Source organism: Synechococcus sp. MU1655 (assembly GCF_023630655.1).
Classification (GTDB): domain Bacteria; phylum Cyanobacteriota; class Cyanobacteriia; order PCC-6307; family Cyanobiaceae; genus Synechococcus_C.
Genome location: NZ_JAKUHK010000018.1, coordinates 1 through 14,634, shown reverse-complemented (window position 1 = coordinate 14,634; position 14,634 = coordinate 1). Strand labels below are relative to the sequence as shown.

Annotated in this window: 15 protein-coding genes; 10 read left to right on the top strand and 5 right to left on the bottom strand. The window is 57.9% G+C overall.

Annotated features, from left to right (window positions below; translation table 11 throughout):
- The 6 genes from NCN04_RS01905 to NCN04_RS01875 form a co-directional block, all read left to right on the top strand.
- On the top strand, positions 1 to 284 hold a 284-nt coding region (locus NCN04_RS01905), incomplete at its 5' end, for a flavin reductase family protein (protein WP_250395003.1).
- Complete coding sequence (locus tag NCN04_RS01900; RefSeq protein ID WP_250395002.1) at positions 284 to 2,113, top strand: diflavin flavoprotein; 1,830 nt, start codon at positions 284 to 286, stop codon at positions 2,111 to 2,113. The genes NCN04_RS01905 and NCN04_RS01900, both read left to right, overlap by 1 nt.
- Positions 2,114 to 2,204: 91 nt before the next feature.
- Positions 2,205 to 2,918 (top strand): rubrerythrin family protein, encoded by a 714-nt coding sequence (locus tag NCN04_RS10615; RefSeq protein ID WP_048347479.1) that lies wholly within the window; start codon positions 2,205 to 2,207, stop codon positions 2,916 to 2,918.
- Between the two features lie 204 nt (positions 2,919 to 3,122).
- Positions 3,123 to 3,665, top strand: a complete 543-nt coding sequence (locus tag NCN04_RS01885; RefSeq protein ID WP_250395006.1) for an NADPH-dependent FMN reductase — start codon at positions 3,123 to 3,125, stop codon at positions 3,663 to 3,665.
- Positions 3,662 to 4,405, top strand: a complete 744-nt coding sequence (locus NCN04_RS01880; protein WP_250395001.1) for a pirin family protein — start codon at positions 3,662 to 3,664, stop codon at positions 4,403 to 4,405. Before NCN04_RS01885 ends, NCN04_RS01880 begins: the two co-directional genes overlap by 4 nt.
- 236 nt (positions 4,406 to 4,641) lie before the next feature.
- On the top strand, positions 4,642 to 4,848 hold the full coding sequence (locus NCN04_RS01875) for a hypothetical protein (RefSeq protein WP_048347481.1): 207 nt from the start codon (positions 4,642 to 4,644) through the stop codon (positions 4,846 to 4,848).
- 9 nt (positions 4,849 to 4,857) lie between these two features.
- Here the strand turns inward: NCN04_RS01875 and NCN04_RS01870 are convergent, their stop codons facing one another.
- The 4 genes from NCN04_RS01870 to NCN04_RS01855 all read right to left on the bottom strand — a co-directional run bounded on the left by NCN04_RS01870 (position 4,858) and on the right by NCN04_RS01855 (position 9,914).
- Positions 4,858 to 5,127 (bottom strand): hypothetical protein, encoded by a 270-nt coding sequence (locus tag NCN04_RS01870; protein ID WP_048347482.1) that lies wholly within the window; start codon positions 5,125 to 5,127, stop codon positions 4,858 to 4,860.
- Positions 5,128 to 5,221: 94 nt separating this feature from the next.
- Complete coding sequence (gene gcvP / locus NCN04_RS01865; RefSeq protein ID WP_250395005.1) at positions 5,222 to 8,158, bottom strand: aminomethyl-transferring glycine dehydrogenase; 2,937 nt, start codon at positions 8,156 to 8,158, stop codon at positions 5,222 to 5,224.
- Positions 8,159 to 8,226: 68 nt separating this feature from the next.
- Positions 8,227 to 8,616, bottom strand: coding sequence for a glycine cleavage system protein GcvH (gcvH, locus tag NCN04_RS01860; protein WP_048347484.1), 390 nt, complete (start codon positions 8,614 to 8,616; stop codon positions 8,227 to 8,229).
- Positions 8,617 to 8,636: 20 nt separating this feature from the next.
- Positions 8,637 to 9,914, bottom strand: a complete 1,278-nt coding sequence (locus NCN04_RS01855; protein WP_250395004.1) for a methionine gamma-lyase family protein — start codon at positions 9,912 to 9,914, stop codon at positions 8,637 to 8,639.
- Between the two features lie 206 nt (positions 9,915 to 10,120).
- Here NCN04_RS01855 and NCN04_RS01850 point away from each other — a divergent pair, with 206 nt between their 5' ends.
- Positions 10,121 to 10,969 (top strand): acyl-CoA desaturase, encoded by an 849-nt coding sequence (locus NCN04_RS01850; RefSeq protein ID WP_371190341.1) that lies wholly within the window; start codon positions 10,121 to 10,123, stop codon positions 10,967 to 10,969.
- 5 nt (positions 10,970 to 10,974) lie between these two features.
- On the opposite strand, the gene NCN04_RS01845 is transcribed toward NCN04_RS01850, so the two are convergent.
- A complete protein-coding gene (locus NCN04_RS01845; RefSeq protein ID WP_084764116.1) occupies positions 10,975 to 11,709 on the bottom strand; it encodes a DUF8644 domain-containing protein in 735 nt (244 codons plus the stop codon).
- A 51-nt stretch (positions 11,710 to 11,760) separates the two neighbouring features.
- Between NCN04_RS01845 and NCN04_RS01840 the strand changes: the two genes are divergently transcribed.
- The 3 genes from NCN04_RS01840 to dnaB all read left to right on the top strand — a co-directional run.
- A complete protein-coding gene (locus NCN04_RS01840; protein ID WP_250395000.1) occupies positions 11,761 to 12,693 on the top strand; it encodes an acyl-CoA desaturase in 933 nt (310 codons plus the stop codon).
- A 42-nt stretch (positions 12,694 to 12,735) separates the two neighbouring features.
- Positions 12,736 to 13,194: a 50S ribosomal protein L9 gene (rplI, locus tag NCN04_RS01835; protein ID WP_048347487.1), complete on the top strand. Its 459-nt coding sequence runs from the start codon at positions 12,736 to 12,738 to the stop codon at positions 13,192 to 13,194.
- A 62-nt stretch (positions 13,195 to 13,256) separates the two neighbouring features.
- On the top strand, positions 13,257 to 14,634 hold a 1,378-nt coding region (gene dnaB / locus NCN04_RS01830), incomplete at its 3' end, for a replicative DNA helicase (protein WP_250394999.1).

Here is a 14,634-nt window from a genome sequence, read left to right as displayed (position 1 = left end):
TGCTGAATATCCTCCGAGAGGACAACCATCAACAACTGCTTAGACATTTTCTTAAGCGCTTCCCACCCGGCGCCGACCGTTTCGCCGGCATCAATGTGCTAGAGGAGGAGGCCGAAGGCGGCCCCGTCCTCGGAGATGCACTGGCCTACCTGGGTTGCCGCGTCGAACAACGCATGGAAGGCCCCGATCACTGGGTGATCTATGCCGTGGTGGAGCAGGGAAACGTGGCTGATGCCAACGCCATGACAGCCGTCCATCACCGCAAAGTTGGGAACCACTACTAATGGCAACATCCAACCTCGAGGCCTCTGCAGCAGCAACGCGGCAAGTGATCAGCCTGCCCATCGATGACGGACTCACTTGCCTGCGGGGTCTGAGTCCTCAACGGCTCCGATTCGAATTGGAATATGCGCTGGAACGGGGCAGCACTGCCAACAGTTTTCTGTTTGATGCCGGCACGGATGGCGAGGGCCATCATCAGACCGCACTCCTGGTGCATCCTCCAGGCAAGGCCTACGACAAGGCCTTCCTCCCGGCTCTTGCCGGCCTGCTTCCCGCCGAAACCACCGAACTCAAGGTTGTGGTTGGCCACGTCAACCCCAACAGGGTGGCGCTGCTTCGTGATCTGGCAGGCCTCTACCCCGCACTGGAACTGATTGCCTCGAACGCTGGAGCCAAGCTCCTGGGAGAACTCTGGTCACAACGCAAACCTGCAGCGCCAGGTCAGGCGAGCGAACAACCAGCCATCCCCGAACTGCCAGCCATTCAGGTGATCCGCCAAGAGCAAACCCTGCCTCTCAGCCATCGGCACCAGCTTCAACTCGTTCCCGCGCCCACCCCCCGATGGCCCGGGGGTCTGCTGGCGTTTGAACAGTCGCTCGGACTTCTGATGAGCGGCAAGCTGTTTTCAGCGCACATCTGCACCCACGAATGGGCTGAGTCCGGACGCAGTGCAACGGAAGAAGAGCGACGTCACTTTTATGACTGCCTCATGGCACCGATGGCAGGCCAGGTGGACTCCCTTGTAGAGCGCCTTGAAGAGCTGGACATCACCACGGTGGCTCCTGGCCACGGTCCAGCCATCGACACAAGCTGGCGCAGTTTGTTCAATGACTATCGACGCTGGGGAGAAAGCCAACAACAAGCAAGCTTGTCCGTTGCACTCCTCTTTGCCAGTGCTTACGGAAACACGGCTGCCATCGCTGATGCTTTAGCTCAAGGTGTTGGTCGCACTGGGATTCGAATCACCAGTCTCAACTGTGAATTCACACCTCCCAACGAACTGATCAACACGATCAAACAAGCAAACGGCATCTTGATCGGCTCACCAACGCTCGGTGGCCATGCGCCAACGCCGATCGTCTCCGCCTTAGGGACGCTCCTTGCCGAAGGAGACCGCAGTAAACCCGTGGGCGTCTTTGGCAGCTTTGGCTGGAGCGGTGAAGCCATCGACCTGCTGGAAAACAAGCTTCGTGACGGCGGATTTCACTTTGCATTCGACCCGATCCGGGTGAAGTTCAGTCCCGACGCAGCGATGATTCGAACCCTCGAAGAAACCGGCACCCGATTCGGCCGCGAGTTGCATCGGGAGCAACGCAAACAGCAACGCCGCAGCGGAGGCGGGCTTAGTGAAAGCCGCAGTGACCCTGCCGTGCTGGCCCTGGGTCGGGTCGTGGGATCTCTCTGTGTTCTTACCGCGCGAAAGGGTGCACTCTCCGGCGCCATGATTGCGAGCTGGGTCTCCCAAGCCAGTTTCACGCCACCGGGATTCACCGTTGCAGTCGCCAAGGATCGAGCCGTTGAGGCCCTTCTGCATATCGGCGATTGCTTTGCTTTAAACGTGCTCGCCGAAGGGCGCGAGAGCGGGCCCATGAAGCAATTCCTCCAACCGTTTGAGCCTGGAGCCGATCGCTTTGCCGGGCTGGAACTGAAAGCCAGCCCCCATGAACAGCCCTTGCTCCCAGAGGCCTTGGCGTGGATGGAAGCAACGGTGAAACAACGTATGGAATGCGGGGATCACTGGCTGATTTACGCCGAGGTCTCCCATGGAGGAGTACTCGATTCCAAAGCCGATACGGCGGTGCATCAACGGCGCAGCGGCGCGAACTACTAACGGACTGCGCCAATCAGACCCAGCAACCCTGAGCGCTAACTCATAGCGAGTATGAGATAGCGCTAGTATCAAATGATCGACCAATCAACCTATGGATCTTTCCAAGCCCTCTACCCAGGCCAACCTCGAAGCCGCCTTTGGCGGCGAAAGCATGGCCAATCGCAAATACCTGTTCTTTGCCGATGTCGCCAAGAAGCTCGGTCGCAGCGATCTCGCCAAGCTCTTCCGTGACACCGCCGCCCAAGAAACAGAACACGCGTTTGCACACTTCCGCCTGCTGCACCCTGAGCTTGTTGTTACTGACCCCGCCGCGCTTAGCGAGGAGGGCAAACAGGCCTTGCTCACGCGCTGCTTAGAGCTTGCCATCGAGGGCGAAACCTACGAATACACCACCATGTATCCGGAGTTTGCCCAGCAAGCCCGCAACGATCGTGATCATGGAGCAGAAGCGGAGTTCAACGAACAGACCAGCGAATCCAAAGATCACGCAGGCATGTTTAAAACAGCTGCCAAAAACTTCGGCCTGCTCACGCCCATCGAACAGCACCATGCCGAGTCCTATGGCGTTGCCCTTGAAGCACTACAAGGCAAAGGCCAAGCGGGTCAGGCCGATGAGCCCGTACCGGGCAAATGGATCTGCAAGGTGTGCTCGATGATTTATGACCCCGCTGAAGGCGATCCCGACTCCGGAATTGAGCCCGGAACCCCCTTCGAAGCGATTCCAGATGATTGGTCCTGCCCGATTTGCGGTGTTCGCAAAGCCAGCTTCGTGCCCTATCGGGAAGCGGAATTGAAGTCCGCCTAACGCCCGCCCCAGGCGTGCAGATCATCCAGCACTGGCAATACTCACGACCGAGGTCCGTCAACGCGTAGTCCACCCTTGGCGGCACCTCGGGATCATCGTTCGCACCACGATCTACGCCTGCAACGGTGGAGCCACAAAGAGCAGTCCTTACTGCGACGGCAGCCACGACCTGAAGGCGAAGACATCAGGCAAAATTCAGCGTGCATGGTGGAAATTCTGGGCATGAACAAAACAAAAACAAGCGATGTCTTGGTGATCACCGCAAGCAACGGCGAAAACCTCAAGCTGGCCCAGCGCTTCGTTGAAACGGCGGGAAACCTAGGCCAATCGGCAGAGCTACTCGATCTCACAACCATCGACCTGCCCTTATTCACCCCCAGAGCTCAAACGCAAGGCACACCGGAGGCGATCGCCCCCCTGGAGGCCCAACTCATGGCCTCCCCCCGCTGGGTGATCTGTGCACCCGAATACAACGGCTCGATTCCGCCCTGCCTCACCAATGCGATTGCCTGGCTGTCTGTGCAAGGCGACAACTTTCGGGCGCTCTTCAATAGCCGGCCAATCGTCATCGCCACTTTCTCCGGAGGCGTGGGCTTGGAACTGCTTCTATCACTTCGCATCCAGCTCACCCATCTCGGGGCCGAAGTGGTGGGTCGTCAATTGGTCAGCAATCACGCCAAACCAGCCAAGGACGACACCATTCAGGACTTACTGCATCGCCTAGGACAGAAACAGGCCCCCCAATGACACCTCCCTCCAACACCTGCCATCCATCGCTGGTCTTTCGTCCAGCACAAGAGCGCTTCCATAGCGCCAACAACTGGCTGGAGTCATGGCATAGCTTTTCCTTCGCGGGTCATCACGATCCCAACTGGATGGGCTTCGGGCCTCTACGCGTCATCAATGACGACACGATTTCTGCCGGTCGGGGATTTGGCATGCATTCCCATCACGACATGGAGATCATCACGGTGATGATCGAGGGGGAGCTCCAACACCAGGATTCGGCCAAAAACCACAGCGTCATTCAGGCTGGAGATGTGCAGCGCATGAGCGCCGGAACTGAAATCATGCACAGCGAAATCAATCAAAGCGAACAAACCTGCCGGTTGCTGCAGATCTGGATCGAACCCAGCCAGCAAGGACTCGAGCCTGCCTATGAGCAACGAACAATTGCCCTAACCGATCAGGAATGGATCCCAGTGCTGGATCCAAACAACAGCGAAGCCATGGCGATTGCGCGACCGATTCAGCTCTGGCGCCTACGGCTTGCCCAAGGCAAAAGCATCCAACTTCCAAAACTCGCCTATCCAAAGGCCTGGATTCAGATGATCAACGGCGCGATCTCGACCTCAGGTGGAACCGCTGCATCCCCATCAAATCTTTGCCAAGGCGATGGGCTTGGGTTTCATCCAACCCAAGCAAAGATGGGCCAAATCCACTCCTCGAGCAATCAGACCGACTTACTCCTATTTGGGCTGAGCTAGCCGAGTGAATTTTGGTACAACAGACCCAAGCTATTTGTTGTATCAAATACCACAAACTATGGCTGCATCAAATGCCATCAATCAACTCTCATCGCAGCTTTGACAGGACGAATCTCTCAGCGAATGATCAAACACTGACAATCAAAAACAGAATCTATAGAAAATCAGTTGCTAACGCTTAAATTTGCATTTTCGCCTTGAAATAACACCTATATCAATCCGATTCCCCAGCCTCCATGGGATTTCTTAGCGAACCACAATTCGTAGTGCGCTATCGCGGATTCATTCTGTTGCAACAACCGAATCAGAGTTGGTTGGTTCGACCAGAACGAAGCCCCATGCAACTTCTACCTTTTAGGACAGCAATCTGTTCGATCGAAGACGCAAAATCTCTTGTTGATTGGAAACTCGAAGCCAGCACCAACTTGATTGAAGCTGCCTAAGTAAATTTTTTAAGCCGCTTGTGGGGGCGTGGGTGATCCATTGGGCTGCAATGGCAACACCAAAGTTGCCCAACGCTCTGGACGTTCGGGGCGTACTCGGCGGGAACGACGCACTCCAAAAGGAACGCGCACCACATTGGTGCCCTCAATGGCAAGAGTATGACCACGTCCTAATGCTGCCTGCAGGCACTCAGGGAGGTCAGGCAACTGAAGCGAATCGCCTGCAGCAGCTGGAGCTAACACCACTTGACCGTGAATGTTAGGAATGTCGTTACTCATGTTGCCTCCTGAGACGGAGCAATTGCCGATCAGTGTGCAAACAGGTCAGCATGCGTGGTTGAAATCGAAACGTTTATTTCCGATTTCAGTGAACTTACCGCATTGCAACGGGTTCGGCCATCTCTTCAACGCTGGGACACGTGCAAATCAGATTTCGATCGCCAAAGGCGTTGTCGATGCGTGCCACTGAAGGCCAAAACTTGTTGCTGGCTTGCTCAGGAAGCGGAAATGCAGCCTGCTGCCGGCTGTAGGGACGATCCCAGCTGTCAGCTGTGACCGCAGCCAAGGTGTGCGGTGCACGGCGCAGAGGGTTGTTCTCCCGATCACTGGATCCATCTTCGATTGCTGCGGCTTCGGCGCGGATCGCAATCATCGCGTCGCAGAAGCGATCCAGCTCTTCCAAACTCTCGCTTTCAGTGGGTTCCACCATCACCGTGCCCGCCACAGGCCAACTCACCGTGGGGGCGTGAAAGCCAAAGTCCATCAAACGTTTTGCCAGATCATCCACTTCCAATCCTGCGGTTCGCTTCAGGCCCCGCAGGTCAAGGATGCATTCATGGGCCACCAGCCCACTCTCCCCTCGAAACAGCACTGGGTAGTGCGCATCCAAGCGACTGGCTAAGTAGTTAGCGGAGAGAAGTGCGATGGCAGTGGCCTGACGCAGGCCATAAGGGCCCATCAAACGCAAATACATCCAGCTAATTGGCAAGATGCCTGCACTTCCCCAAGGAGCAGCGGACACGGCCTGAATGGCCTGCTCTCCTGCACAATCCATGAAGGGGTGTCCGGGCAAAAACGGCCGCAGATGCGATGCCACCCCAATTGGACCGACACCAGGCCCACCACCACCGTGAGGGATGCAAAAGGTCTTGTGCAAATTCAGGTGGCAGACATCAGCTCCAAAGGCACCAGGCCTGCATAGACCCACCTGCGCATTCAAATTGGCTCCATCGAGATACACCTGCCCACCGTGTTCATGCACGAGCGCACAGATTTCGCGAATACGAACCTCAAACACTCCGTGTGTTGAGGGATAGGTGACCATCAAGGCCGCTAGGGATGCGCTGTGCTGCTCCGCTTTGGCGCGCAAATCCTCCACATCCACATTGCCTTCGTCATCGCAGGCCACCGGCACGACGCGCATGCCCGCCATGACGGCGCTGGCTGGATTGGTGCCATGGGCACTGGTTGGGATGAGACAGACATCTCTGGAGGCCTCTCCGCGGGAGCGATGCCAGGCACGAATCACAAGCAGCCCTGCATATTCCCCCTGCGAACCGGCATTGGGCTGAAGCGACACACCTGCAAAACCGGTGAGGGCAGCCAGCCACGTTGCGAGGTCCTCAACCATGCGCTGAGACCCCTTCTGCTGATCCAGAGGAGCAAAGGGATGCATCGCCGCAAACTCCCGCCAGCTCACAGGGACAAGCTCTGAAGCCGCATTGAGCTTCATGGTGCAGCTTCCCAGGGGAATCATTCCGTGCACCAAGGAAAGATCCTTACTCACCAATCGCTGGATGTAGCGCATCAGCTCGGTTTCACTGCGGTAGCGATGAAAGACCGACTGTTGAAGCCAGGGAGCTTGGCGACAGGGAACGCCTTTCCAAAGTGCATCGCTGCTCAGCTCTCCTAGGTCGGTTGGGACAGGAGCTTCCACCGCTTGGGCCAAAACCGCGATGAGACGGCTGATCTCGTCCGAGTCCGAGAGTTCATCCAGGCTGATTCCAAATCCCTGAGCAGTCTCGACTGAGGCGCCATCGGGCAAAACACGAAGATTGATGCCTTCACCTGCTGCCAGGTGATGGACCTGCGGTGCCATCGATCCATAGACATCAAAACTGTCAAAACGAGGCGTCTCCTCAAGCGAATAGCCCAACTGACGAACCGCCTGTTCGAGCTGAGACCGAAGCGCCACAAGCTTGTGGGCCATCGCCTCCAGCCCTTCCGGGCCGTGATGGATGGCATAAAACGACGCCATCACAGCCAGCAGCACTTGGGCCGTACAAATGTTGCTCGTAGCTTTGTCGCGTCTGATGTGCTGCTCACGGGTCTGCAAGGCCAGCCGAAACGCTGGCTGACCATCAGCATCGCGGGACTGGCCGACAATTCGGCCAGGAACCTGGCGACGAAACGCATCGCGGGTGGCAAAAAAGGCAGCATGGGGACCGCCCCCGCCCATCGGCACACCAAAACGCTGGGTGCTTCCAACGGCGATGTCGGCACCGAGCTCACCAACCGGTGCGAGCAGCACCTGGGCAAGGGGGTCCACCGCCACGGTGACGAGGGCACCGCTGTGATGGGCAGCAGCGATGCAGGCGGTCGGATCCCAAAGGCGCCCACAACGCCCTGGTAGTTGGAGCAAAACCCCAAAGACATCCTCGCCCCAGCGGAACGCCTCCGGCTCCACCACATCCAGCTCCACTCCAATGGGGAGGGCCCTGGTTTGCAAAACGGCCAATGTCTGGGGCAACACAGCAGCGTCCACCAAAAATCGCTTGGCCTCCTGACGGCGACAGGTGGACAAGCTCATGGCCATTGCTTCTGCTGCGGCAGTGCCTTCATCGAGCAGCGAGGCGTTAGCGATCGGTAAGCCCGTGAGCTCGCTGATCAGGGTCTGAAAATTGAACAGTGCTTCCAGACGCCCCTGAGCGATCTCAGCTTGATAGGGGGTATAGGCCGTGTACCAAGAGGGGTTTTCCAACACCTGACGCTGGATCACCGCTGGGGTCACCGTGTCGTAGTAACCCAAGCCAATCAGCGATCGGCGCACCTGATTGGCGTCAGCCAAAGCACGCAACTCAGCCAGAGCACTGGCTTCGGTGCAACCACGGGGAAGAGCCTCAACAGGAGGCAGTGAATCAAAAATATTGGCAGGAACTACAGCGCGTAAAAACGCCTCGAGGTCCTTAAATCCAAGCGCCTTCAACATCCGTTGTTGCGCCTGCTCTCCGGGGCCGATATGGCGACTTACGAACGGGGAAAGCGGCTCAGCCACCGACGCGTCAGACACACGCTGTTCAAGCAAGGTCAAAAGGCCGGTTGCGGTGACGGCGACTGTAAGGAAGTCCCCGCCGCATCGACGACCCAATCAAGCTTCCGTTATGCAGCCGCCACCTTGGCGGAGTAAGTCGCTGAATCCATCAACTCTTCAATCTGGGGAAGTTCTGACGGGCGAATAACCAGAAGCCAACCCTCTCCATGAGGATCATTTTGAAGCTCCTCAGGATTGGCTAACACTGCTTCATTGCGCTGAACCACTTTGCCCGTGATCGGCGCGTACATCTCCTCAACGGCCTTCACCGATTCCACGGTTCCAAAGCTGGTTCCACGGCTGAGATCAGCCCCAACCTCTGGCAGATCCACGAACACAATGTCGCCGAGCTGATCAACCGCATAGGCGCTCAGTCCAACCCGCACAAGCTCCGCTTCCTGCCGGACGTATTCATGACTGTCGGCGAACCGAAACTGGTCGGGGAAGTCGAAGGCCATCGGGCCAGAAGATGCGGTTGTTATCCAGTTTGCGCCAGATCAACCCAACCTGCCGTCAACAATGCGCAAAGCGCCCGAGTTAGAGCCAGCTCAACGTGGGCGCGATGGGTTCCTCCTTGCACATAGAGATTGAACGGCTCTCGCAGGGGAGCATCGGCAGAAAATTCGCTGGTGCTCCCATCGATAAAGGTGCCGCCGGCCATCACCAAATCACTGGCATAACCAGGCATCGGCGCAGGCACTGGGTCGAGATAGGAGCCCACTGGTGAGACCCCCTGGAAGGCCCGGCAAATCAATTTCAAGGCATCTGGGTCTCCAATCTGCACAGCCTGAATGAGATCACTGCGGGGCTCCCCAGCGGAGGGCTGCACTGGATAGCCAAGATCAGCGAACACAGCCGCCACCAAATCTGCACCGATCAAGGCTTCCGCCACCATCTGCGGAGCGAGAAACAAGCCCTGCAAGAGCAGGCGATGCAGGTCAAAACCACTGCCGCCCTCGCTCCCAATCCCTGGGGCCGTCAGCCGGCAGCAGGCTTGTTCCACCAACGAGGCCCGACCAGCCACGTAGCCACCAGCGGGGGCGATCGTGCCACCAAGATTCTTAATTAACGAACCAGCCACCAGGTCGGCACCAACCTCCGGAGGTTCCCGCTCCTCCACCAGCTCTCCATAACAGTTGTCTACAAAACAAACGCAATCGGGCTGCCGGGCATGAATGCGCTCACAGAGGCGTCCAATCGTGTCGATAGAGAGCGATGGGCGCCAGCTGTATCCACAGCTGCGCTGAATCAACACCAGCCGGCGGGGGGTTTCTAAAGCCGCTTCCAAAGCCGCCTCATCGACCGCTCCAGAGTCGAGCAAGGGAAGCTCGTCGTACCGCACGCCGAAGTCACGGAGAGACCCCTGCCCCTCTCCCCTCAAACCAATCACCTCTTCAAGGGTGTCGTAGGGACGGCCCGTAATCGAGAGCATCCGCTCCCCAGGGCGCAACACCCCGAATAGAGCGGCAGCAATCGCATGGGTGCCACTCACAAATTGAAGTCGGACAGCTGCAGCTTCAGCACCCAGCACCCTGGCAAAGACACGATCCAGCACCTCTCGCCCCTGATCGCCATGGCCATAGCCGCTCACAGACGCGAAATGCTGGGTCCCGACACGCTCCGCAGCAAAGGCGTTCAGCACCTTTGCCAAGCGAACCGACACGCCTTCCGTGCGTTGCTCTGCCATGGGCCTGAGCCGATCTCTCGCTTGCCAAATTCGCGCCTGCGCCCACTCCTCAACGGTCGCAGCAGCCATTGAGCGATCCTCAGGATTTGAATCCATCTCTCCTTGGTTGCACTTTTTGTGCTGAATTCTTTTACATTCGCACTTTCCAGCCGACTCAAGATTCACCGGCTTCTCGTCGTCTGAATCTCTAGATCCGGTGCACGGAGACTCTTTTGGTCACATCCACCCCGGCTGACGCCAGCACCAAACGCGAGCTGCGCATTCGCGCAGCCGTGATGGCACCGCGTCAGATGCTTCCCTCACACCAGCGCCGCCTTAAAGGGGGGACCACCAGCTTCATGGTCGTGATCCATGTGCTGGCAACGGTGGCCTTACTTCCACGCTTTTGGAGCTGGCAAGGTCTGGTTGCCTTCGGCGTTTTGTATTGGATGACCGTACTGGGCGTCACCCTGGGCCTGCATCGGCTGGTGGCGCATCGCAGCTTTGAAGTGCCCGGTTGGCTGGAGCGGATTCTCGTGGTGATGGGCACCCTGGCCTGCCAGAGCGGACCGATCGATTGGGTGGCTCTGCATCGCCACCATCACCGCTTTTCAGATCAACCCAATGATCACCACGATGCGGGCCGAGGGTTGTGGTGGAGTCACAGCGAATGGATGCTCCACGACATTCCCGCCTTGAAAGAGAAGCATCGCTATGCGGGGGATTTGCTGAGTGATCGTTTTTATGTCTGGCTCGACCGCTGGTTTCTCTTGCTCCAGATTCCACTGGGGTTAGCTCTTTACTGGTATGGAGAAGCAGCAGGAGTGCACGGAGGAGGAGTTGGTCTCGTTCTATGGGCCATCCCCTTACGTCTCGCCGTTGTGTATCACGTGACTTGGCTGGTGAATTCCGCCACTCACGCCTTTGGCTATAGGAATTTCAACAGTCCTGATCTCTCACGCAACTGCTGGTGGGTGGCTGTGCTGTCCTTTGGAGAGGGCTGGCATAACAACCACCATGCCTATCCGGATAGCGCCCGCCATGGCTTGCGATGGTTCGAATTTGACATCACATGGATGCACATTCGCCTGCTTCGCAGACTCGGCCTCACCCGCAAAGTGCGACAAGCCCGCTACTCCGGCTAATCCTCTCAAGCTTCCATCAAGGGGAGACGACGGCGCAATTCCTCAAGAAATGCGGCTGGAGTCTCCCCGTTTTGACCACCCAGAACGAGATAGGTGGCGTGGAGATCGAGAAACTCCCCATCAAGCTCCTCCGCTGAATAATCACGCAGACCCGCCATGACGGCGGCGAAACGCTCCCGTCGTTGGGTTTTTCCGACTGGATAAGCAGTCATCAACTGATCGCGGCACTGACGCCACGACTTCCCGCGGCACAGACAATCGGCAAGCGCTGCACTCAAGGCGGCCGCCTCGACGGGATCAATGCGCCAATCAAAACCAGGTGGCAAAGGGGCGAGGCCTACAAAGATCTCCAATAACTCGCCTGCACCCAAGGGGTTGCCATTAGCGCTGACAACAGGAACAGCGCTCACTTTGAGCACCTTGAGTAGATCGGGATGCACCTGAGCGAGATGCTCTTGGATCGGATCCAAGCCTGCATCAAGGATCGCATTGGCCTGCCCGAGAGCCAGGAACACCTCGGGGCCGGGGGAGGCAAGCTTGCCGTTGCGCAAGTTCGAAATTTGGGAATTGTGCACACGACCGAGATCGAGAGCATCCGCGAGGGCAGGCAACACCTTGTGGGACCAGCCATTGCGCTCATGCCAGACATGGATCAAGTGCGCCATCGCCCGACGGCCCTCATCGAGCCGATCCCGGTAACCCTTGGTCACATGATCAGAAACGACTTCTCCCTTCGTCACTTGATACGGATCCTTATTGGGTGTAAATTATGGACATCAAGCGGATTAGCCATGGTTTCAAGCACGATCAGAACTCCGTCGCCGCCCAGTCGGCCGGCAGCTTCGCATCTGGCAGTGGCTCAAGCAAGTCTTCTTCGTCGCCCACGCAAAGGCGAGCCTGCAACCAGCCCTAAAAATCACCAACATTCCGTCACGATTGGATTCATGATCGTGATCCACGCCCTTGCGGCGGTGGCCCTTCTGCCTGGCTTCTGGAGCTGGCCTGCTGTCACCAGCCTGCTGGTTCTGTACTGGGTTACAGCTTGCCTTGGTGTCACCCTTGGCTATCACCGCCTGCTCACACACCGATCCTTCCGCCTACCCCTTTGGCTGGAACGCTTTTTCGCAACCTGCGGGGCCCTGAGCTGCCAACACGGTCCGATCGACTGGGTGGGGCTGCATCGGCATCACCATAAGTTTTCCGATACGGATGCAGATCATCACAACAGCCATCGCGGGTTCTGGTGGAGTCACATGGGTTGGATGTTCCACCCGATCGAAGCCATGCCTGCAGTGCCTCGCCTCACCGGTGATCTCATGAGTGATCCCTATTACCGCTGGCTGAATGCCCATTTCCTCTGGCTCCAGCTCCCCCTTGGTTTGCTGTTGTTCTGGATCGGCACGGCCACAGGTGCTGGCGGTTGGGCCTTGGTGTTGTGGGGCATTCCCTTGCGCCTGGTGGTCGTCTATCACGTCACCTGGCTTGTGAACTCCGCCACCCATTGCTGGGGCAACGTCGTCTATGACAGCGGTGACGCATCACGCAACAACAAATGGGTTGCGGCGCTTACCTTCGGCGAGGGCTGGCACAACAATCACCATGCATTCCCCCACTCCGCACGCCACGGCATGCAGCCAGGTCAAATCGATCTCACCTGGGAACACATCCGCCTCTTGCGCGCCTTAGGACTCGCAACCAAGGTCCGCCTACCGGTCGCGTCGTAAACTTCGCAATCGCTTCTCATCGTCAACCTCTTCTAAATCGCCATGGCCAAGCGCGTACAAGTCGTACTCAATGAGGACATCCTCAGCCTGGGCCGCGATGGCGATCTGGTTGACGTAGCACCCGGATACGCACGCAACTTCTTGCTTCCTTTCGGCAAAGCTGTTCCCGTCACCCCAGCGGTGATGAAGCAGGTCGAGCACCGAAGGGCCAAGGAAGCTGAGCGGCAAGCCACCCTCAAGCAGGATGCTGTGGCGTTCCGCACCGCTCTCGACACGATCGGGCGGTTCACCGTGAAGAAGCAAACAGGTGGAGACGACGTGCTGTTTGGCACCGTGACCAATGGCGACGTGGCCGAAGCGATCGAATCGGCCACCAAGAAGGAAGTGGATCGCCGCGACATCACCGTTCCCGATATCCATCGCACGGGCTCCTACAAGGTGCAGGTAAAGCTGCACAGCGAAGTCACAGCAGAAATCAACCTCGAAGTCGTCAGTTATTGACTCTTGGCATGGGCTTCACGGCCAGCCAGAGTGTGAGGACTTAACGGCGCCAGTTCACTGCCATGGTGAGTGTCTCCCAACCTGATCACAGCGCGAGCGAAGGTGGGGGACAGCGGGGCTACGGCAAAGGCCGTCAACGCGACGAGCCCAATTTCGAAGCTCTACCCGACTCGCTTCCACCCCAGAACCTGGAAGCGGAAGAAGCGGTTTTGGGGGGGATTTTGTTGGATCCCGACGCCATTGGAAGGGTTGCCGACGTGCTCCAAGCCGAGGCGTTCTATCTAGGTGCCCACCGGGAGATCTTTCGGACCGCGGTGATGCTCCATAGCCAGGGCAAGCCCACCGATCTCACCGCGATGACCGCCTGGCTGGCCGATACGGGATCGCTTGAGAAAGTTGGCGGCAGCAGCCGTTTGGTGGAGCTGGTGGAACGGGTGGCATCCACAGCCTCCATCGAGCAGGTGGCTCGGCTGGTGATGGATAAGTTCCTGCGCCGGCAGCTGATCCGCTCCGGCAATGAGGTCATTCAGCTTGGCTTTGACCAAAGCCTGCCGATGGAGCAGGTGCTGGATGAGGCCGAACAGAAAATTTTTGCCATCAGCCAAGAGAAACCCTCCAAAGGCCTCACTCCCACCGCTGAAATTCTCACCAGCACCTTCAACGAGATCGAAAGCCGATCGCTTGGCACCTCGGTAGCGGGCATTCCGGTGAACTTCTACGACCTGGATGCGATGACCCAAGGCCTGCAGCGCAGCGACCTAATCATCGTGGCCGGCCGGCCAGCGATGGGCAAAACCTCGATCGTGCTCAACCTGGCCAAAAACGTGGCTCAATTGCACAACCTTCCGGTGTGCATGTTCAGCTTGGAGATGAGCAAAGAGCAACTCACCTACCGCCTGCTGTCGATGGAGGTTGGCATCGAAGCGGGCCGCCTGCGTACCGGCCGGCTGCAACAGGAGGAATGGCCCTTGCTGGGCCAAGGCATCAACACCCTGGGGCAATTACCGATGTACATCGATGACAAGCCGAACTCAGGAGTCCTTGAGATGCGCTCGCTCTGTCGCCGGCTGATGGCCGAACAAGGAAAAGAGCTTGGCCTCGTGGTGATTGATTACCTGCAGCTCATGGAGGGTTCCAGCCCCGACAATCGAGTGCAGGAGATCTCGCGGATCACCAGGGGGCTCAAGGGCATGGCCCGCGAGCTGAACGTGCCGGTAATCGCCCTCTCTCAGCTCAGCCGCGGAGTGGAATCGCGCACCAACAAACGCCCCATGCTCAGCGACCTGAGGGAATCAGGCTCAATTGAGCAAGACGCCGATCTGGTGTTGATGATCTACCGCGACGAGTACTACAACCCGGAGACCCCAGACCGAGGTATCACTGAAGTGATCGTGACCAAGCACCGCAACGGTCCCGTTGGCACCGTGAAACTACTGTTTG

Coding starts and splice junctions, on each gene's coding strand:
- NCN04_RS01840 (WP_250395000.1), top strand. CDS start 11,761: ATGGTTTCAAGCACGATCAGAACTCCGTCGCCGCCCAGTCGGCCGGCA.
- NCN04_RS01885 (WP_250395006.1), top strand. CDS start 3,123: ATGGTGGAAATTCTGGGCATGAACAAAACAAAAACAAGCGATGTCTTG.
- NCN04_RS01850 (WP_371190341.1), top strand. CDS start 10,121: ATGGCACCGCGTCAGATGCTTCCCTCACACCAGCGCCGCCTTAAAGGG.
- NCN04_RS01875 (WP_048347481.1), top strand. CDS start 4,642: ATGGGATTTCTTAGCGAACCACAATTCGTAGTGCGCTATCGCGGATTC.
- NCN04_RS10615 (WP_048347479.1), top strand. CDS start 2,205: ATGGATCTTTCCAAGCCCTCTACCCAGGCCAACCTCGAAGCCGCCTTT.
- NCN04_RS01900 (WP_250395002.1), top strand. CDS start 284: ATGGCAACATCCAACCTCGAGGCCTCTGCAGCAGCAACGCGGCAAGTG.
- NCN04_RS01870 (WP_048347482.1), bottom strand. CDS start 5,127: ATGAGTAACGACATTCCTAACATTCACGGTCAAGTGGTGTTAGCTCCA.
- NCN04_RS01855 (WP_250395004.1), bottom strand. CDS start 9,914: ATGGCTGCTGCGACCGTTGAGGAGTGGGCGCAGGCGCGAATTTGGCAA.
- gcvH (WP_048347484.1), bottom strand. CDS start 8,616: ATGGCCTTCGACTTCCCCGACCAGTTTCGGTTCGCCGACAGTCATGAA.
- rplI (WP_048347487.1), top strand. CDS start 12,736: ATGGCCAAGCGCGTACAAGTCGTACTCAATGAGGACATCCTCAGCCTG.
- NCN04_RS01880 (WP_250395001.1), top strand. CDS start 3,662: ATGACACCTCCCTCCAACACCTGCCATCCATCGCTGGTCTTTCGTCCA.